We start from the raw sequence: 18,757 nt of genomic DNA, 5'->3' as shown, positions 1-18,757 counted from the left end.
TTAGGACGCAGTGATTGTTGCAGCCCATTCTGTTGATTTTTTGAGCGGCGGTGTCAATGCCGCTAATTTGAGATGGCATATGTCGCTATGCAGCTTCTTATGAGTCAGGCGAACAAATGCTCAACATTGTGGCAAAAATATGCAATGGGAATGGCTATAAAAATCTAATCCGGGAGGAATCGACCTACCTTTCGTTCGTGTTACAAATTTATCTCTGTAATCTGCTGAAACGTTTGCTACCATTCCGCCACGACGTCCCCTGTTGTGAACTTTTTTACCTCCCGCATGCTTCGTTTGGTGCGGCGTCTCTTTAGTCTGAAAGGAGCGTCCATGCAAGCCCTGTATCCGGTTGTACAGCCTGTCCAGCGGGTTCGAGAGACTTAGCGCGATTTAACCACGCGGCATCATTTGTTTTGCATATTTCCCGGGCTGCGTGTGGCTGCCGGATGGGCGAACTCACGCCCGCGATTAGCTCGATTTAATTCGAGAATACGAATGCTATTTCTTTGACTTATTTGCGTTGAGCAAAGAAATGCGTTCGCCTATAAGAAATGCCCATAGACGAGGTGCGGGGATGGGTTGTAAATGCGTGGTTGGGTCGGCAGCGTTATACGCCGCCTCGGTGTTGTTGTCGCCGGCGTTCGCTCAGGCATCGGCCGACGATGCCAATAAGAGTAATAACCCGCTCAATCTGGCCGCCTCATTCAACCTCCAGAATTACTACACGCCAAGCGTGTTCGGTGCGAGCGCGCACACCAACGATCTGCTCTTGCGCCCTACCGTGCCGATCGACCCGAACGGTCTGATCGGCGTGCCGGAAATCTTCCGCGCAACGCTGCCGGTCAGCACACGCCCCGATCCGAGCGGCGGCTATAACACCGGTCTCGGCGACCTGAATCTATTCGACATCTTCCTGCTCTCCCAAGGTGACGTGCAGCTCGGTGTCGGTCCGCTCGTGACCCTGCCGACGGCCACCGATCCGAGCCTCGGCACCGGCAAGTGGCAGGCCGGTCTTGCCGCTGTCGCAGTTAGCGCGACGAAAGAGCGGCTCCTCGGCGCGTTGGTGCAGTGGCAGCACTCGTTCGCCGGGCAAAGCGACCGGCCCACAACGCAGTCGCTCACGGCGCAGCTGTTCGGCATCTTCAACCTGCCGGGCGGTTGGTACATCCGCTCGACCGGCATCTGGACGTTCGACCTGCAGCATGGCAGCTATTACATTCCGGTCGGCCTCGGTGCCGGCAAGGCGTGGAAGGGTGGCTCGACCATCTATAACGCGTTCATCGAACCGCAGTACTCCGTCGCCCATTCCGGCGCGGGCGTACCGAAGTTCACGATCTTCGCGGGCCTGAACATGACGTTCGGCAAATAGACCGGACAGACCAGAAACTGAAGGAAAGCCAACATGACATTTCTTAAACGCCTGCAAATCGGTGCGGTTGTCGCCGGCCTGTCGTTGACGATGTTGCCGGCCACGCAGGCCGCTGCTCAGGCCCCCGCCGCATCCGCGACCGTCACCGCCTCCCCGGAAGAAGCGCGCGCCATCGCCAAGGACGCGTATCTGTACGCGTATCCGATGCTGTTCAACTACAAGACGCTTTATCAGCAGGCGCTCGATCCAAGCTCGAAAGCGTACGTTGGCGGCTTCGACAAGTTCCGTCACTACTCGCAGCCGTACGGTCCCGACAACAAGGAAATCGTCACGCCGAACAACGACACGCCGTATTCGTGGGCGTGGCTCGATCTGCGACGCGAGCCGTTGATATTGAGCGTGCCGGCGGTGTCGAAGGATCGCTACTACTCGTTCCAGTGCGTCGACATGTACACGTACAACTTCGCCTATATCGGTTCGCGCGCGACCGGCAGCGAGGCGGGCCGCTATCTGTTCGCGGGCCCGAACTGGCATGGCGAGACGCCGAAGGGCATCGACAAGGTGATCCGCTCGGAGAGCGACCTGATCCTCGTGCTTGGCCGCACTGTGCTGAACGGTTCGAGCGACGTGAAAAACGTTCAGGCGATCCAGAAGCAATACAAGCTCACGCCGCTGTCCGCGTTCGAGCATACGAGCGCACCGCCGCCGGCTCCGAAAATTAACTTTCCGAAGTGGGACGAAGCGAAAGCGACTTCAGTCGATTTCATCGCGTACCTGAACTTCCTGCTGCAATTCAGCCAGCCGCCCGCACCGTCGGAGGCAGCACTGATGCAGCGCTTCGCCAGGATCGGCATTGCGCCCGGCGCGTCGTTCGATCCGGCCGCGTTGCCACCCGAAACACGGGCGGCGCTCGAAGCCGGCTTGGCCGACGGCAAAGCGGCGCTCGCCGATGCCGAAAAGCACACCACCAGTTCGTTCGATCTGTTCGGCACGCGCGAGCAAATGAAGGATGACTATGTGAAGCGCGCCGTGGCAGCGGCGATGGGCATTTACGGCAATACCAAGGAAGAAGCGGTGTATGTCGGCACCCATGTGAACGGCGCGCACGAGCAACTGGTCGGCACGCAGCCCTACGTCCTGCACTTCGACAAAAAGGACCTGCCGCCCGCGAAGTTCTTCTGGTCGATGACGCTGTATGACCTGCCGGCGCGCCATCTGGTCGCCAATCCGATCAATCGTTACTCGATCGGTGACCGGACCAAGGGGCTGAAGTACGGCGCGGATGGCTCGCTGGATATCTACGTGCAGAACACATCGCCGGGTGCGGACAAGGCTTCGAACTGGCTGCCGGCGCCTACAGGCGCATACGACCTGATCACCCGTATCTACGGCCCCGACCAGGCGGTACTCGACGGCAGCTGGAAATTCCCCGCACCCCAGAAACGCTAAGCGGCGAATGGACGACGAAGAGAAGAATATGAATAAAAAAACCGCGACGTGGGTCACCGCCGCCGTGCTGGCGTCGGTCGCCGCACCCATTCTGGCGAAGACGCAGCAGGACCAGCCGCCCCATGCGACCGCCGCCGCTGCGTCCGTGCCGGGCCCGGTGGCCGGCTACGCGATCTCCGAAGAATACGCACGGCTGGTGGCGCGCCAGACTTACTTCTGGGCGTGGCCGATGATGAACGTCTACGGCCGTCTGCTGGCGATGAAGCAGGTGCCGCAGCCGGGTCTGAACGGCGGCATCGTGCCGGTCGCGCCGCCCAATCACCTGTCGATGCTGCGCGACTATATCGAGCCGCAGGAGCGTTTTGTCGCGTGCCCGAATCAGGATGTGGTCTACGGGTCCTCGATTCTCGATCTGAACCAGACGCCGGTGGTCGTGCAGGTGCCCGATTTCGGCAAACGCTTCTGGGTCTATCAGGCCGTCGATTTGCGCACCGATGGGTTCGCGAGCCTCGGCAAGATGTACGGCACGCGTCCGGGCTTCTATCTGTTAGCGGGTCCTGACTGGCACGGCCAGGTGCCGAAGGGCATCCGCCAGGTGTTCCGCTCGCCGACCGGAGTTGGCAGCTTCATTCCGCGCATTTTCATGGACGACACGGCTGAAGATCGCGCGGCTGTGCAGTCGGTGATTGCGAAGGTTGGCCTGTATCCCCTCTCCGAGTACGACGGTAAGGTCAAGGAAACCGACTGGTCGAAGTTGCCGAGCTTCGGTAAGTCCGGTGACAGTTCAACTGGCGGGAGCGCGGAAGAGATCAAATGGGTCGATCCGAACCGTTTCTGGGACATGCTGCCCACGGTGCTCGACGAGACGCCGCCGCAACGCGGCGAAGAAGCGCTCTACGCGCAGGCGCGTGCGTTGATCGCGGCGGCGCAGAAAGATCCGGCGATCAAGGCCGCGATTGTTGCCGAAGCGGCGAGAGCCGAGACGGATCTGGTCACGCCGCTGTTCAACTTCAACACCTTCGGCAAACGGCTGCCGGCGAACTGGAACACCATCAGCAATGGCGCCGCGTTCGGCACGGACTACTTCACGCGCACGGCGGTGGCGAAGTCGAACATCTTCGTCAACAAGCCTAACGAGACCAAGTATTTTTATGCCGATGCCGACGCATCCGGTCAGCGTCTCGACGGTAATGCGCACTACACGGTGACGTTTGCCAAGGATCAGTTGCCGCCGGTCAAAGGGTTCTGGTCGCTAACGCTGTACAACTCGCATCACTTCTTCTCGCCGAATACGCAGAACCGCTACTCGCTCGGCACCAAGAACAAGGACCTGAAGTTCAACGCCGACGGCTCGCTGACGCTTTACGTGCAGACCACGAGCCCCGGTGACGACAAGGTCTCCAACTGGCTGCCGGCACCGGCCAATGAAGCGTTCTCTCTGTACGTACGCGCCTACTGGCCGCGACAGGCAGCGCTTGACGGCAGCTGGACGCCGCCGCCGGTGAAGCGTGAGCCGTGAGTCATGAGTCATGAGTCATGCATTGTTGAGTACGCGGACGGCATGCCGCCGCGGTTCGTTCACCCCTTGTTCCACAGCATTCAAGTACGTGGCATTTCATTTCCGAGGATGACTATGAGTCGCACAAACCGTTTGTTCAATAGCCGGCCACTCGCTAGCCGATTGTGCAGAGGTGCGCTTCTGACCTCCGTCGGCCTGTGTCTGTCCCAGCAAGGGTGGGCGACCGAAGGGGGGATCGGCAGGCCGATCACCGGCATGCAGGTCACACCGTACGCGGGCGTCGTGCCGCCGACGGACGACTGGATCGTCTCGGCCAACACCATCTATTACGAAGGCTCCCTCGGCGCGAGCAAGACGATTCCGATTGCCGGCAAGATCACGAAGGGCCTCGACTATTCGGTCGTGTACACCCTCGTCAACGCGGTCAAGACATGGGGCATTACCGCGGGCGGCTGGAACTTCGCGTCCTCGTTCGGGGTGCCGATCCAGTACACCAACGTGTCGTCGTTTCATGGCCTGTTGCCGAACGATCACGGCACGCAATTCGCCGACATCTTCTTCACGCCGGTCGTGGCGGGTTATCACCTGACCCAGACCGACCACGTCGCGTTGAGCGTGCAGATTTACGCGCCGACTGGCGCCTACAGTTCTAGCCGGCTGGCCAATGCCGGGCAGAACACGTGGACCTTCACGCCGACGGTTGCCTACACGAAGCTGTTCCCGAAAGAAGAGATCGAGTTGTCGTTGAACTACGGCGTCGAGTTCTACACGCCCAATAACGACACCCACTATCACAACGCACCGGTCAGCGTGCTCGATCTGCTGGCGCTCAAACGCTTCGGCGGCGGCTGGGGCGTGGGCGTGGTGGGCGGCTATATCCAGCAACTCGGTCACGACAGCGGCGGCCTTGCCGAGCTCACCGGCGGCAATCAGGGACATTCGGTGGGTATCGGGCCGATGGTCACGTGGTCGGGCAAGGTCCAGAAAACGCCGGTGTCGGCAGCGCTGCGGTGGGTCAACGAGTTCAACGTCAGCAACCGGCCGAAGGGCAACGCAGTGGAGCTTTCGCTGAGTGCCACCTTCAAGTAACGGAGCGTGTGCCTGGTGAGCCGTTATTCCTTGCGTGCGCCGTCGTCCGCCGTCAAGTCAGTCAGCGCCAGCGTGCTGCGCCACTGCGCGCTGCGTGCATCGGCACTGGCCGTGGCGCTGCTTCTGGCGGCGAGCTATAGCCACGCCGAGTCGAAATTCACCGATCCCGACGACGGTGCCTTCGACCTGAGCAACCTGTTGCTGACGCATCGCGGCGTGCTGCCGGTTCCGACGCTCATCACCGAACCGGCGGTGGGCTATGGCCTGGGGCTCGGTCTGCTCTATTTTTCGCTGCCGAAGAAAAGCGCCGATGCGCCCGATGATTCCAAAGCGCCGCCGAACATCACCGGCGTGGGCGGCTTTGCGACCGGCACGCATAGCTGGGGCGCGGGACTGATGCACTTCCACACGTGGGACGACGACCATATCCGCTATCTCGGTGTGGTCGGCAAGGTCGGGCTGCATCTGAACTACTACGGCATCCAGAACCAGCCGCGCGCTTACCAGCTCGACGGTATCGCGGTGGTGCAGCAGGTGCTGTTCCGGATCGGCAACAGCCACTGGTACGTCGGCCCGCGCTACACCTTCTTCGACGCAAGCACGCGCTTCGGCCCGGTCATTCCGACGGGGATTCGTCAGTTCGAGAGAGATCAACGCGTCGCCAAGGGCGGAGTGGTGGTCGACTACGACACGCGAGACAACATGTTCTATCCGTCGAGCGGCACCTATGCGGAGCTCGAAGCCGATCTCGCGCGCGGTGGCCTCGGCAGTTCCACCAATTTTCAGGAGCAGACGGCACGCGGCTACCAGTGGATTCCGCTGTCGAAGACCTGGGTGCTCGGTCTGCGTGCCGACACTGGTTTCTCGCAGGGCAACATTCCGTTTTTCGCGCAGCCGTATGTGTCGCTGCGCGGTGTGTCCGATGCGAAGTTCCAGGACAGCAATCAGCTCACGGCGGAAGCCGAAATTCGCTGGAACGTCACGCCGCGCTGGTCGGTGCTCGGCTTCGGCGGGGTCGGCAAGGCCTATGGCCAACTGCATTCGTTTTCGGATGCGCCCACCGCGTTCGGCTTCGGCACCGGTTTTCGTTACCTGATTGCTCGCAAGCTCGGCGTGACGATGGGGATCGATGTCGCGCACGGGCCGGGGCAGAACGCGTTTTATGTGCAGGTGGGCAGTGCCTGGCGGTGACGAGAATCAATCAGTCCAGTTGAGCTTGCAGAAGGGGGCGCGGCAACAGATTGCATGCACGGTTCGAGCGTCGCCCGCAGTCTACGTGTTTCTGTACACCGATTTTCACGTTGAAGGAATCAAGCGCAATGAAAACCACGATGAAGCGATCCTTGCTGCTGCTGGCCGGCGTTTGCACGTCGCTGGCGGTGACGCTCGCCACGCCCGCTCAGGCGCTCGCCGCCGCCGCGGTGCAGTCCGCATTGCAACCTCTTCCGACCGTCTGGCCGCGCGATTTCGATAATGCGGAGCAGCGCATTGAGTTGTATCAGCCGCAGGTCGAAGTGTGGCAAGGCAACCGCATCGAGGGCCGCGCGGCTTTTGCGGTCGGCGCGAAGGGCGCTACGCCCAACTACGGTGTCGCGCATTTCACGGCACGCGCTGAAATCGACAAGACCAGCTCGACGGTGCAACTGCTCGATATTGTCTTCGACCAGGTCGATATGCCGGCCACGCCGGGTGCTGCTGCCGGGGTGAAAACGGCCTTGCAGGCACGGATTCCGAATGACGGCTTGACCACCTCGCTCGAACAATTGCAGGCCAGTTATGCCAGCACCCACGAAGGCGCTGAACCCGGCCTCGCGGTGCAGAACAATGTACCCAACATCATCTTTGCCGAACGTCCCACGTTGCTCGTGCTGGTCGACGGCGACGCGAACTGGCGTGCGCTCGGCGACACGCACTATCAACGCCTGATCAACACGCGAGCGATGTTGCTCAAGGACGCGAGCGGTACGCTGCATCTGAATGCCGCGGGCTACTGGTACGAGGCGACAACGCTCGGCGGTCCGTGGCATCTGAATGCCGCGCCGCCGCATGAGTTGGTCGCCGCGGCGAACAAGGCACAGACGAATCTGAAGTCCGATCCGATGTTGCCCGCGGACGGCAAGAAGCCCGCGAAGGCGCCGGACGTGGTGGTCGCCGCGCAGCCGGCCGAGCTGGTTGTGACGACCGGCAAGCCGGCGTTGCAACCGGTGAAGGGCGTGAACCTGCTGTCCGTTGCCAACGCAGACCACGCGCTGTTCGTCGAGCCGCGCGACAACCATTACTATCTGCTGCTGTCGGGCCGCTGGTTCAGCGCAGCGGCATTGAGCGGACCGTGGGCGTTCGTCGACGGCAGGAGCCTGCCCGCCGATTTCGCGAAGATCGCCGCTGACGATCCGCACGCGAATGCGCTCGTCTCCGTGCCCGGCACACCGCAGGCCAAAGAGGCGGCGATTGCCGCCACCATCCCGCAGACGGCGACTGTATCGCGCAAGACCACCGCGTTGAAGGTCGTCTATGACGGCTCGCCGAAATTCGTCGGTATCGCGGGCACGTCACTGTCGTACGCGGTGAACACGGCGACACCGGTGATCCAGACCGCGCCGTCGCAATTCTTCGCGGTCGCCAACGGGATCTGGTTCACCGCGAGCGCGGCGAATGGTCCGTGGCATGTCGCCGATACCGTGCCGGCCGCGATCTATACGATTCCGGCGGCTTCGCCCGTGCATTACGTGACCTATGTCCACGTTTATTCGGCGACGCCGGATACGGTGGTGGTCGGCTATACGCCGGGCTACATGGGTGTGGTCGTCAATCCGGACGGCACCGTCGTGTACGGCACGGGCTATGTGTACGCGCCGTATGTCGGCGACGTCTACTACGGCTACCCGGCCACCTATGGTTACGGCGCGGGCTTCGCGCTCGGCACGACGGTGGGCTTCGCCTTTGGCTTTGCGATCGGCGCCACGTGGGGCGCGCCGTCGCCGTACTGGGGGCCATATTGGGGCGGTGGCCCGTGGAGCTGGCAATACGCGAACGTCAACCAGGCCAATATCTACGGCCGTTGGGGGCAGGGCACCGTGACCCACGCAAGCGGCTGGAACGGTTGGACAGGCAATAGCTGGGCGGGAACGGCGGCATCCGGTTTTAATCCGTACACCGGCGGTCACTTTCAGGCGAGCCGTGGTGCGGTCGAGAACGCCTACAACGGCAACTTCGCGGCCGGGCGGCAAGGCTCGTTTAGCAATCCGTCGACGGGCCGCAGCGGGGCGGCGCGCGGCGGCGTGGCGGGCAACGAAGGCACGGGCGATTATGCGGCGGGTCGCCAGCGCGCCGGCTACAACGCGCAAACGGGCCGCTACGGCGCGGCTGAGGCCGGCGTGACCGGCAACGCGTATTCAGGCGATCACCAGGCGGGCACGAAAGGCATCGTCGGCAACAAGGACACGGGCAAGGCCGTCGCGTGGAATAACGGCAACGTGTATGCGGGCAGCGATGGCAACGTCTACCGGCATGATCAGGGCGGCGGCTGGGAGCAGCACAGTGCCGACGGCTGGCAGCCGGTTCAGCCGAACGCGAGTCAGACTCAGAAACTCGATTCGCTGAGGCAGGGGCACGATCTCGGGAATGCGCGGGCGAGTGGGCAGTTTCAGTCGCAGCGGCACTTTGGCGGCGGGGGCGGGCGGTTCAGGCGGTGAAAATGGCTGGACGTGGGAATCGTTGGTTCCCACGTCATCGGCCCAAAGTCGGGGCGGCCGTCCAGTTGGGTTCAGGCAATTCGGTGGCGCCTAGCGCAGACACACGATTCGCCTGCGAATCGATCAGTTGCCGTAACCGCGCTCGCAGATCGCGTATACGCTGGAGCACAAGTCGGGATAGATGCGCCCCAACTCAAAACAACCATCCAGATACGCTCTGGATATGATGCCGGCCTGTAGAGCCGCGTCGATCTGAAAGTTGGCAAGGCCCTTGAAAAAGACGCCGCCTTCCGTGACCGGCCGCAGTTTTGCCGCACGCAGATCGGCCCGGAGCGTATCGATCGAGTAGGTCACATTGTGGCCGTGCGCCGCTTCCGCCGCCGTCACGGCTGCGTGATGATCGATCAACCCCATGTTGACTGCGATCTGCCGCGATCCGGCGCGCGCATTCGGCGCAGCCACGAACAGGCGGCCACCTTCGGACAGCCAACCACGGATCCGGCTCAGGACCTCGACGGGATGATCGAGGTGTTCGAGCGTATGGATGAGAAAAATATTGTCGTAGCGCCGCGTCGGTTCGAATGTCTCGAACGTCGAGTGATGAAATTTGACCGAGTCTTTCACCTTTTCCGCCGCCACCGCGATGCAGTCTGTCGACGCTTCGACGACTTCCAGCGCGTCGAAGCGCTGAGCGAGCAGGCGTGTGTAATTGCCCTCGAAGCATCCCAGTTCGAGCGCGTTGCCATTGGCGAGGAACGGCGCAAATGTCTGAAGCATGTATTCATGCATCAGATAGTCGAAATCGTAAGCGTAGCGATGTTCGGGGTGATCTTTCGCTTCCGCGTTGTAGTCTCTGCTCATGCTGATCAATCCTGTCCACGTTGATAGAAACGCTGCTCGACCGGAACGTAAAACTCATCGAGCGATTCCGGCACTCGGGCGTTGAAGCCGAGTACCTGACGCATCCACGCATCGCACCGGTCGAGATTGCGGTAGCCGAACAGCCGGGCGTAGTCGAGCTGCGGTTTGAAGAAGGGGCTGGTGAAGGTCAATGTCAAAGCGCGGCGCGGCGCGTTGGTGGCGTTCTGTCCGGTCGCGTGCCACATGCGTGAGTCGAAAAGCAGGACCGAGCCACGCTCGCCAGTCGCACGCGCCGCTTGGGCATAGAACGCATCGTCGGCGGGTTGCTGCTGGATGTTCTGCGAGTGCGAAAGGACATGCGTCGCGCCGTTGTCCAGTGTGAAATCGTCGAGCATCACCAATGCGTTCAGCATGAAGCGCCGCGTGTCCGAGCCGAAGCGGATATCGCGATGTACGTTCTGCACATAGGAGCGCGAGTCCCGCTCATTGATGACGCCGCCGTACGAATTGAGGACAAAGTTGCCGCCGAAGTACCGTTTGAAAACGGGCTCCAGGACTGCGAGCTCCGCCAGCAGTTCGACATAACACTCGCTATCCATTAACAGGTGATGCAGGGTGCCTGCGCTGTTGTCCAGCACGCCGTTGCGTTGCCGGATCTCGTTGCGCAGCGCAAGGGAGGGGGGGAGCGCCTTGACCAGCGAGTCGATCAGATCGGTGCGAATCAGTTGGGGGACGACGGTCCAGCCTGCCGTCGCAAGCGCAGTGTCGTGTCGAGCGTCGATCGTATTCATGAGGGCGAGGCAACGGGAAAAGGTGAATGGCTCAGGACCGATCGGCAGCCAGCATGGCCATCGGAATGACGTCGAGATAGCGGCCGCCTTTGAAGGCGGCCTGACGCATCAGACCTTCGGCGCGAAAGCCCACTTTCTCGTAGAGCGCCTTGGCGCGCGCATTGGACGCGAGCACGGTCAACGAAACACGGTGCAGATTCAGGTCGCTGAACGCATGCTCGAGCGTCAAGCGCGTCGCGGCCTCGCCAATCCCCCGGCCGCGCGCCGACTCCGCGCCGATCTGAATCGAAAACTCCGCGCAGCGATTCACCCAGTCGATCCCCAGCAGATACGTCACGCCGACGAGTTCCTGGGTAGCGGTGAGACAAACCGCCAGACGAACGTTATTCGTGCGGGAATTGAGATAACTATCGAACCATTTGCTGTCGATCTCGGGACCCACATGCCGGAAGGCGCCGCCAAGCAGACTGACGAGTGCCTGATCCGCGCGCCAGGCGTTGATGGTCGCAAGGTCGCCGCGATCGATTTCGCGCAGGAATATCGTGTTGTTGATCATGCGACTCGGTCCAGTATGCGTTGCACTATCGGCGCCAGATCGTCACGCGTGAGCCGCTGATCGCATGGCAAGAAAAGTGTCGAGTCAGGAAGGTCGCGTTCGAATTCCGGCACCCCTTCGGCGGCTGCGACGTCCGGCCAGTAGCCGGGCGTGTAGACGCGTTGCGCGCGAAGCGCTTCGCGAAGTCCTAAGGGCGCGCCGAAAAAGGGGTAGCAGAGCGGCACTGCCTCTTCGCGATGGTAAAGCGTGAAGCGGTTGTAGCGCTGCAGCTTCTCGTGCAGATAAGCAAAGTTCGCGACTCGCCGTGCGCGGACGGCATCATAGTCGACACTGGCGAGTATGCGCTGCGTCAGTTGCGACATTTGCAGCGGCTCCTGATTTTTCAGGCTTTCTTCGGCTGCCGCATAGTCTGCGTAACCGGCCTCCGCGTCCTGAGCAAGCCGGCTCAGCAGATGCCCGCAGCGTTGCAGCGAGGCATCGTCGATCGCATCTGGCATATCGATCGGCTGCTGCGTGACGAGACACCCGCCGTCGGGCACACCGAGAAATTTGCGTGGTGAGTACAGCGTGGCCAGGCAATCGCGCGGCTGCGCGAACAGGGCCTGGGCATTGTCGATCACGACGCGTTCGCGTGGAAACCGGCTGAGCACGTCGCCGACCTGGTGCTCGCACAGGCCAAAGTAATTCACGTAGACAAGCCACTCACCCTGTCCAAGGTCGACGGATTGCACGCGCAAATCCGAGTCGAGCCGATAGCGTTTGACGGGTGTGCCGGTCATGCGCAGCGGCTCGATCATGGCATCGCAAATGTACCAGGGCATCCAGACAGCGGCAGGGCGCAGCGAGCGAAGCAGCGCCAGAAACGCCGCTCGCGACGACTGAAAACGCAGTGCGCCGTCGTGAAGACGCGACCCGGCCGGCGGCAACTCCAGTTCGAAATAACCACCGATTGCGCGCGGCCGATCTGCGTTCATGCATGCACCTGCGCGGAAAGCATGTCTCGGACGCAATCTTTGCTATTGAACATCAGTACGTCGAGAATCGACAAAGCAGGATGAAATGTATCGTCGAACTGCGGATAAGGGCACAGATTCGGTTCGATGAAGGCGAGTTCCACGCCGCGGGCGGAAAACGCCTCGCTGTCGTAAAGTGCCCGGCCGCCCGGCAGATTCACGTAGATGAGCGCGTGCTCGCGTGTGCAGATATCCATTACCCGCTGAGTTCCTTTGAGCTGCGCGTTGCCGTACCTGGTCGACGAGGCGACGAATTCAGTGTCGATCTCCAGGTACCTGCAGATTTCCGTGACAGTGTGCGACGCGAGCAGCGAAATATGCTCGAACGGTGTTGTCAGGATCTGCTCGATCAATTCGCTGACTTGTGCGTACTGGGGCGCTTTCGCGTAGGCATGACGGATCGATTCAAGCAGCTTGCGCAGCCAGCGCTCGCGCGGCTGGATCAGGACGTCGTTGATTTTTTGCGTTGGGCTCGCACCGGCAAGCGGGACGGTCAGGTAGCGAACCTGGTCGCCCAGCAGCATCCGGTTGCGGTTTATCCAGCCGTTCTTGATAAAGTTCACGTCGTCGTAAATGACGAACTTGTCGACTGCGGCCGCCAGCTGGAAATATCCGATATACGGAAACAGATAGGGCTGCATGATCGCGAGCTTCATGACGTTCAGCAATCCGCAATGAGTCCGACGATGCGATCGAGCATGTTGTCCGTCAGCGCTGGGAAAATCGGCAGACACAGCACCTGTTGCGCGGCGGCATGCGCGACCGGCAGATTTTCGCGGCGCGCGGACGGCAGGCCACGATAGATCGGGAAGTCCGAAATCAGCGGGTAGAAATAGCGGCGCGCATAGATGTCGTGGTCGCGAAACTTCTGATACAACGCGTCACGGCTGATCGGATATTCTGGCCCGACGAGAATCGGAAAGTACGAATGGTTCGCCACCTTTTCGCCCGCCTTCGGGATGCAGCGGATGCCAGGCACATCGCGCAACCGTTCGCGATAAATCGCGTCGATCTGCGCGCGCCGCGCCAGCGCTTCGTCGATATGCTGAAGCTGAAGCAGCCCGAACGCGGCGTTGATTTCACTCATCTTGCCGTTGATGCCGGAGGCAACCACCGTTGTCTCATCGACGAAACCGAAGTTCTTCAGATGATCGATACGCTGCTTCGTCTTCGCATCCTGGCAGATGATCGCTCCACCTTCGAATGTGTTGAAAACCTTGGTCGCGTGAAAACTCAACACGGCGAGATCGCCGTGTTCGAGTACGCTGCCGGCTTCGGTCTGCACGCCGAATGCATGCGCCGCGTCGTAGATCACCTTCAGGTTGTAGTTGTCCGCGATTTTCTGGATCGCTTCGACGTCGCACGGCTTCCCGTAGCAATGCACCGGCATGATCGCCGTGGTTTGCGGCGTAATTGCCGCCTCGATCTTGGCGGGGTCGAGGTTCAGCGTTGCCGGATCGACATCGACGAATACCGGTTTGATACCGTTCCAGACCAGCGAGTGTGCTGTTGCGACGAACGAGTAAGGCGTCGTGATCACCTCACCGGTCACGCGCAACGCCTGTAGCGCGGTGAGCAGCGCCAGCGTGCCGTTGGTGAACAGCGCCAGATGGCGCACGCCGAGGTATTTGCACAGCGCCGCTTCGAACTGCTGGTGAAACGGACCGCCATTGGTCAGCACTTTGCTGTCCCAGATCTGCTGAAGATAGGGAATGAATTCTTCGAGCGGCGCGAGATGCGGCTGGGTGACGTAGATGCGCTCGTTAGTCTGCGGCTCGACTGCGCCAAGTGGTAGGGCTGCGTTCACTTGTTTTCCCCTGTTCCGGAGGGTGCGGCCGTATCGGCCGTGGTGCTTATAGCGTCTTCTGCTGAGACGCCGAAGGCAGCGGGTGGTTGGCCGTCGCACCAGCGTTGCCACATGATTCGCAATGCGCGCGACAGCCCCGCGGCGACCACCTCGGGCCGAAATGCCGCCGATGCCATGCAGCGCTCGCGCAAGCCGGTCCGCAAAGCCGCGAGCGCAGCAATATCGGAAGACAGGGCGATGCCTTTTGCGACGAAGTCCGCCTTATCCGTTGCAAGAAATTCCTGCAACCCAACGTGCGACATCCAGGTCGCACCGGCGCGGCTCGGGAGTGTGTCGCCGGCGATGGTCAGGGTCGGCACGCCCATCCATAGCGAATTCAGGACCGTGGTTGAACCCGTGTACGGGAACGTATCGAGACAGATGTCGACGTGGAAATGCTGTTGCAGGTAGACCGGAATACTCGAACGGCGGCGAAACATGAGACGCTCGCGCGCAATGCCAGCGTTCGCGAACCAGTCGATCAGCAACTGTTCGTCTTCGTCGGAACCGATCGCGCCGAGCAGCATCCGCGACGACGGTTGCGCATGCAGTAACTCTGCCCACAGCGCGATCACGTCGGGACGCAGTTTGTTCAGCCGGTTGAAACTGCCGAAGGTCACATAGCCGTTGTGCATAGCCGGCAGGATGTTGACTGGCGGCGCGCTCTTTTCCGGCAGAAACGGCGCATTTGCCGGCAAGTGGACGATCTTTTCCGAGAACATGCGCTCCGGGTCGCCGAACGGCACACCGAATCGGTCCACCAGGTAATAGTCCATCGCGCTTAAGCCGGTGGTGGCCGGATAGCCCAGCCAGCTCACCTGGATCGGCGCGGGTTTGCGCACGAAGGTGAGAAGACGGTTGCGGCCTGTGTGCCCCGAGAGATCGAACAGAATGTCGATTCGATCTTCGCGGATCTTGTTGGCCAGGTGAGCGTCGGGCATGCCGGTAATCTGATGCCATTCATCGGCGCAATCACGGATCAATCGCGTGTAATCGTCTTCTAGAATGTGATTGGCGTAGACGTGCAGGGAGAGGCTGGAGTCTTTCGCCAGGTGCTCCACGATCGGCAGCAGGTAGGACGAGACGGCATGACGGAACAGGTCGCCGGAGACGAGGCCGATTTTCAGCTTGCGGTTAGGGGCGCGCTTGTTGACGTGGCGCGGCCACTGCGAGCGCACTGGCGCCTCATGAATCTGGGCGAATTTAACGTGCTCGGAGAATAGCGTGTCCTGATCGATCTCAGGGTTGTGAGCCAGCGTAAATAAGAAGTTGTCGGCGGCGATCGCATCCTTCGGGTTTTTCTCAACCGCTGTGCGGAAGCTAAGCTCCGCCTCGGCCACCAACCCCAGATCGAGTTGCAACACGCCCAGTGCACTATGCGTACCGGAATCGGCTGGCGCCAGTTCAACTGCACGCCGTGCCGCGGCTAGACCCTCCGCCACGCGGCCCTGGTGTACCAGAACCATCCCCAAGATCCGTTGTGCTTCGGCGTAGTCGGGGTTGATCGCGATGATGGCTCGGCAGACTTCTTCCGCGTCCTTGGACATGCCTTTCAGTCGCAGCGTGTCCGCGAGCACGGTGCGGCTTTCCAGTTCTTCCGGCAGCAGTTCGGCTGCACGGCGCAAGGGGGCAAGCGCATCGTCGTATCGGCCCAGACGGTGCAGCGCAATCCCAAGCCAGCGCCAGGTGTTACCGTCGGCTGGAAAGCGCTCGGTAAGCGAGCGGCTGAGTTTGACGGCTTCAGCGATCTGGCCTTTGTTGTACAGCGAAGTGAAGCGTGTTGTTTCCTGCTGGCTGACCCGTCTGCCTGATGCGATGGTGGACTTGCCCGCGACCGTAGCCGTTTGCGCCGCTGCGCCGTTGGTTTCAGCGGTAGCGCCGTTTTCTGTCGCCGGTTTTTCAACCGGCACCTGGAACGTCGGGACGACCTTATCCGGATTCGACATTCGCGTGATCAGGCCGTCCACCGCCGGGCCCTTTAGCCCTTGCTTCTGACCCATTTCCAATGCCAACCACGCGGCGGCTACCTGGTTGGCATCGATCAACGCGTTGATGTAGCCCACCCAATACTGGCCGTTATGCGGCTGGAGCCCCAGGCTCTGCTCGAAATGGGGCAACGCATCTGCCGGACGGCCAGTCTGGACGAACAGTACGGCAAGGTTGTAAAGCACGTCGGCGTGATTCGGTCGCGCGTCGAGAATCGCCCGGTACAGCGCCTCGGCGTCGTCGAATTCGCCCTTGTGATGGTGCTCCAGCGCCGTTTGCAAAACGAGTGCGATGTCTTGCTCGAGTTGTTGTTCGGGCGTCAAGGGTTCAGCGGTCGGCTGCTCATACAGGAGAGTCATGGTCTCAGCGCGGAATGGTCTATGACGGAAATTGTGCGACGAGGCGAGGCTTTCCGATGCGAGGAGATGACGGTGAAAACGCCGCCTGTTTGGCGTATGGAGCAAGCCGCGGAAGCTCAAAAGCCAAGAAAAAAGCCCGCACGAGGCGGGCTGAGGGAACGAGCGCGCCCTGACTTCAGCGCGTAGTTCTTATTGTTGGGTCAAGCGGGTTATGCGGCTTTTTTTGCCGGACAGCGGCCTTCAGGCCTTGGGTCGCCTACATGCGGGCGATCCGCTGATATTCGCCAGCGGCCCTGGTGCGCCCCATTGCGGCTTCGAACTCGATGTGCAGTTCGTTCTGGGTGGTTTCCGCATCGGCGAGCAACGCGTCGTCGATGGTCTGGATCCGGTGGATCATTTCGAGCGCGGCCGGTTCCTGATCTGCCGACAGCGACATCAGCAGCGGCGAACGCGCTTCGGTAAGGCGGGCCGCTTCCGGCCAGTCGGCGAGCGAGGCAGCCTGTTCGATTTCCCGGGTCATCGACAGCAGCCGTTCGATTAGTTCGGTCTGGTTCATTTCGATCAGGTCCATGGACTTAGGTGTTGTTGGCGGACGCCAGCGCGCCGGCGCTGTTGGCGCCGCCAAACAGCGCGGTCAGGTATTGCGAATTGTTGTTCATCGTCGCCATCAGCGTGTCAAGCGCGGTGAACTGCGCCTGATACTGGCTCGTCAGTTGAGCCGTGTAGTCGGAGAGTGCGCTTTGCTGGCTGGTGATGCTCGTCAGATCGGTATTCAGCGCAGAAGTGCGCGTATCGATGATGCCGCCGGTCTGCGTGAAGTTGGTAATACTGCTATTCAACTGCTCGGCAATGCCGTTGGTCGAGTTGAAAAGCGCGGCGACGGTCGCCGGACTGCTCGTCAGCGCGGTGCTCAGCGTGCTGTTATTGATCACCATCGTGCCGTCTGCCGGGTCGTCCTTCAGCGTGATGCCGATTGCCGCCAGCGTGGAGCCTGTGCTGCCCGAACCCACGGCGCCGCCGACGATAGTGGCCAGCGTGTTCTGGATCGTCTGCAGTGTCGAGTCGCCCAGCAGCGGGCCTTGTGACGAAGACGAGGAATTGTACGAAGTGAGCGTCGCCATCGTCGTAACGACGGTGTTGTAGAGGCTGACGAAATTGTTGATCGCCGTGCTCTGCGCCGACGTGTCGGCCGTAATGTTCAGCGTCTGCGTAGTGCCGGCGGCGGCCGCCGCCAGATTCAGTGTGACGCCGGAAATAGCGGTGGTCACCGAATTGGTCGAGCTGCTGGCGGCGATCCCGCCGATCGTAAATTCCGCATCCTCAGCATACGAGCTCTGCGTCCAGGCGTTACTCGGATTCGCCGACGTAATCGACGATTCGCCGCCGGTGGTGCTCGCGGTCGAGGTCACGCCGAGGCTCGACAAGCCGTTGTCGCTGGTGACGTTGGTCGAAATGTTGATGACGTTGGCAGCCCCCGTATTTGCCGAGCGCAGTACAAGGTGGGCGCCGTCCGTGCCGGTCACGACGGTCGCCGTGACACCCGGGTTGCCGCTGCCGGTGTTGATCGCGGCGGCAATTCCGGAGAGCGTGTTGTTGGTGCTGTCGATGTTGATATTCATCGACTGGCTACCGATCCCGATCGTCAGCGTGCCGGTGCCCAATTGCGTCGTGGCGCCGAAGGCTGCCGAGGACAAGGCCTGCGAGCTGGCGATCTGTGTGACCCCCACCGAGTAGCTGCCGGCCACGGCGCCCGTACCTGCGGTGGCCGTCAGTCCGGTGCCGCTTGCGGTTGCCGCGAAAGTCGACAGCGTGGCACCGGTGGCCAGGCCCGCCATGCCTGACTGCAGTGCATCCAGCGCGGCGGTCAGTGCGCCGTATGCGGACACCTGAGTGTTGTCCGAAGTTTGTTGCGCCGTCAGAGCCGCGGCTTGTCCTGCGGTCTTCGCATTCACGAGGGCCGTGACGAGCGTCCCCACGTCCATGGACGTATTGCCGGTCGAACCGCTAATGATCGATTGCGCGGCCGATTGCATCGCGGCATTCGCGGCGGCGGTTGACGCAGCAGAAGACGTGGTAGAGATCGAGGACATTGCAGAGGCTCCAGGCGTCTAGGAATCTGTATTGGGTGGTGCGCGATGCTACATCACTTCGTGATGGGAATGCACAGCGGGAGGCATGCCTCCCGTTGTTTGAAACCTGGCGATGGGCGCGGCGCCGGCCGCGCGCC

General features: G+C 61.4%; 15 protein-coding genes. 6 read left to right on the top strand and 9 right to left on the bottom strand.

What is annotated here, in order from left to right; genetic code table 11:
• Positions 1-574: 574 nt before the first annotated feature.
• From PQQ96_RS38740 to PQQ96_RS38715, 6 genes are all read left to right on the top strand, one after another.
• A complete protein-coding gene (locus PQQ96_RS38740) occupies positions 575-1,369 on the top strand; it encodes a hypothetical protein (RefSeq protein WP_408302215.1) in 795 nt (264 codons plus the stop codon).
• A 33-nt stretch (positions 1,370-1,402) separates the two neighbouring features.
• Complete coding sequence (locus PQQ96_RS38735; protein ID WP_408302214.1) at positions 1,403-2,818, top strand: DUF1254 domain-containing protein; 1,416 nt, start codon at positions 1,403-1,405, stop codon at positions 2,816-2,818.
• A 28-nt stretch (positions 2,819-2,846) separates the two neighbouring features.
• Entirely contained in the window at positions 2,847-4,337 is a 1,491-nt protein-coding gene (locus tag PQQ96_RS38730) for a DUF1254 domain-containing protein (RefSeq protein ID WP_408302213.1), read from the top strand.
• Between the two features lie 114 nt (positions 4,338-4,451).
• Entirely contained in the window at positions 4,452-5,426 is a 975-nt protein-coding gene (locus PQQ96_RS38725; protein ID WP_408302212.1) for a SphA family protein, read from the top strand.
• 15 nt (positions 5,427-5,441) lie between these two features.
• Positions 5,442-6,617 carry a BamA/TamA family outer membrane protein gene (locus PQQ96_RS38720; protein ID WP_408302211.1) on the top strand — a complete coding sequence of 392 codons (1,176 nt, stop codon included), beginning with the start codon at positions 5,442-5,444 and terminating at the stop codon, positions 6,615-6,617.
• A gap of 128 nt (positions 6,618-6,745) precedes the next feature.
• Positions 6,746-9,118 (top strand): carbohydrate-binding family V/XII, encoded by a 2,373-nt coding sequence (locus tag PQQ96_RS38715; RefSeq protein ID WP_408302210.1) that lies wholly within the window; start codon positions 6,746-6,748, stop codon positions 9,116-9,118.
• Between the two features lie 123 nt (positions 9,119-9,241).
• On the opposite strand, the gene PQQ96_RS38710 is transcribed toward PQQ96_RS38715, so the two are convergent.
• The 9 genes from PQQ96_RS38710 to fliD form a co-directional block, all read right to left on the bottom strand.
• Entirely contained in the window at positions 9,242-9,979 is a 738-nt protein-coding gene (locus PQQ96_RS38710) for a class I SAM-dependent methyltransferase (RefSeq protein WP_408302209.1), read from the bottom strand.
• A gap of 5 nt (positions 9,980-9,984) precedes the next feature.
• Positions 9,985-10,770 carry a phytanoyl-CoA dioxygenase family protein gene (locus tag PQQ96_RS38705; protein WP_408302208.1) on the bottom strand — a complete coding sequence of 262 codons (786 nt, stop codon included), beginning with the start codon at positions 10,768-10,770 and terminating at the stop codon, positions 9,985-9,987.
• 31 nt (positions 10,771-10,801) lie between these two features.
• On the bottom strand, positions 10,802-11,326 hold the full coding sequence (locus tag PQQ96_RS38700; protein ID WP_408302206.1) for a GNAT family N-acetyltransferase: 525 nt from the start codon (positions 11,324-11,326) through the stop codon (positions 10,802-10,804).
• Positions 11,323-12,300 (bottom strand): hypothetical protein, encoded by a 978-nt coding sequence (locus PQQ96_RS38695; protein WP_408302205.1) that lies wholly within the window; start codon positions 12,298-12,300, stop codon positions 11,323-11,325. The genes PQQ96_RS38700 and PQQ96_RS38695 overlap by 4 nt, the downstream gene beginning before the upstream one ends.
• Positions 12,297-12,995 carry a WbqC family protein gene (locus PQQ96_RS38690; RefSeq protein WP_408302204.1) on the bottom strand — a complete coding sequence of 233 codons (699 nt, stop codon included), beginning with the start codon at positions 12,993-12,995 and terminating at the stop codon, positions 12,297-12,299. The genes PQQ96_RS38695 and PQQ96_RS38690 overlap by 4 nt, the downstream gene beginning before the upstream one ends.
• Before the next feature lie 5 nt (positions 12,996-13,000).
• Positions 13,001-14,146, bottom strand: coding sequence for a dTDP-4-amino-4,6-dideoxy-D-glucose aminotransferase VioA (vioA, locus tag PQQ96_RS38685; protein ID WP_408302202.1), 1,146 nt, complete (start codon positions 14,144-14,146; stop codon positions 13,001-13,003).
• Positions 14,143-16,530 carry a tetratricopeptide repeat protein gene (locus PQQ96_RS38680; protein WP_408302200.1) on the bottom strand — a complete coding sequence of 796 codons (2,388 nt, stop codon included), beginning with the start codon at positions 16,528-16,530 and terminating at the stop codon, positions 14,143-14,145. Before PQQ96_RS38680 ends, vioA begins: the two co-directional genes overlap by 4 nt.
• 256 nt (positions 16,531-16,786) lie before the next feature.
• The gene (gene fliT / locus PQQ96_RS38675; protein ID WP_408302198.1) at positions 16,787-17,101 is read right to left on the bottom strand and encodes a flagellar protein FliT; all 315 of its coding nucleotides are present in this window, start codon (positions 17,099-17,101) and stop codon (positions 16,787-16,789) included.
• Between the two features lie 4 nt (positions 17,102-17,105).
• The gene (fliD, locus tag PQQ96_RS38670) at positions 17,106-18,620 is read right to left on the bottom strand and encodes a flagellar filament capping protein FliD (protein ID WP_408302196.1); all 1,515 of its coding nucleotides are present in this window, start codon (positions 18,618-18,620) and stop codon (positions 17,106-17,108) included.
• Positions 18,621-18,757 lie beyond the last annotated feature (137 nt).

The sequence above is a fragment of the Paraburkholderia sediminicola genome (assembly GCF_046027825.1).
Lineage (GTDB): Bacteria > Pseudomonadota > Gammaproteobacteria > Burkholderiales > Burkholderiaceae > Paraburkholderia > Paraburkholderia sediminicola_D.
This window is presented reverse-complemented; position numbering and strand designations above follow the sequence as displayed.

Bases quoted from the DNA above. Each gene is read 5' to 3' on its own strand.
- PQQ96_RS38740 (WP_408302215.1), top strand. From the start codon at position 575: ATGGGTTGTAAATGCGTGGTTGGGTCGGCAGCGTTATACGCCGCCTCG.
- PQQ96_RS38680 (WP_408302200.1), bottom strand. From the start codon at position 16,530: ATGACTCTCCTGTATGAGCAGCCGACCGCTGAACCCTTGACGCCCGAA.
- PQQ96_RS38690 (WP_408302204.1), bottom strand. From the start codon at position 12,995: ATGAAGCTCGCGATCATGCAGCCCTATCTGTTTCCGTATATCGGATAT.
- PQQ96_RS38710 (WP_408302209.1), bottom strand. From the start codon at position 9,979: ATGAGCAGAGACTACAACGCGGAAGCGAAAGATCACCCCGAACATCGC.
- fliT (WP_408302198.1), bottom strand. From the start codon at position 17,101: ATGGACCTGATCGAAATGAACCAGACCGAACTAATCGAACGGCTGCTG.
- PQQ96_RS38695 (WP_408302205.1), bottom strand. From the start codon at position 12,300: ATGAACGCAGATCGGCCGCGCGCAATCGGTGGTTATTTCGAACTGGAG.
- PQQ96_RS38705 (WP_408302208.1), bottom strand. From the start codon at position 10,770: ATGAATACGATCGACGCTCGACACGACACTGCGCTTGCGACGGCAGGC.
- fliD (WP_408302196.1), bottom strand. From the start codon at position 18,620: ATGTCCTCGATCTCTACCACGTCTTCTGCTGCGTCAACCGCCGCCGCG.
- PQQ96_RS38715 (WP_408302210.1), top strand. From the start codon at position 6,746: ATGAAAACCACGATGAAGCGATCCTTGCTGCTGCTGGCCGGCGTTTGC.
- PQQ96_RS38730 (WP_408302213.1), top strand. From the start codon at position 2,847: ATGAATAAAAAAACCGCGACGTGGGTCACCGCCGCCGTGCTGGCGTCG.
- PQQ96_RS38735 (WP_408302214.1), top strand. From the start codon at position 1,403: ATGACATTTCTTAAACGCCTGCAAATCGGTGCGGTTGTCGCCGGCCTG.
- PQQ96_RS38725 (WP_408302212.1), top strand. From the start codon at position 4,452: ATGAGTCGCACAAACCGTTTGTTCAATAGCCGGCCACTCGCTAGCCGA.
- PQQ96_RS38700 (WP_408302206.1), bottom strand. From the start codon at position 11,326: ATGATCAACAACACGATATTCCTGCGCGAAATCGATCGCGGCGACCTT.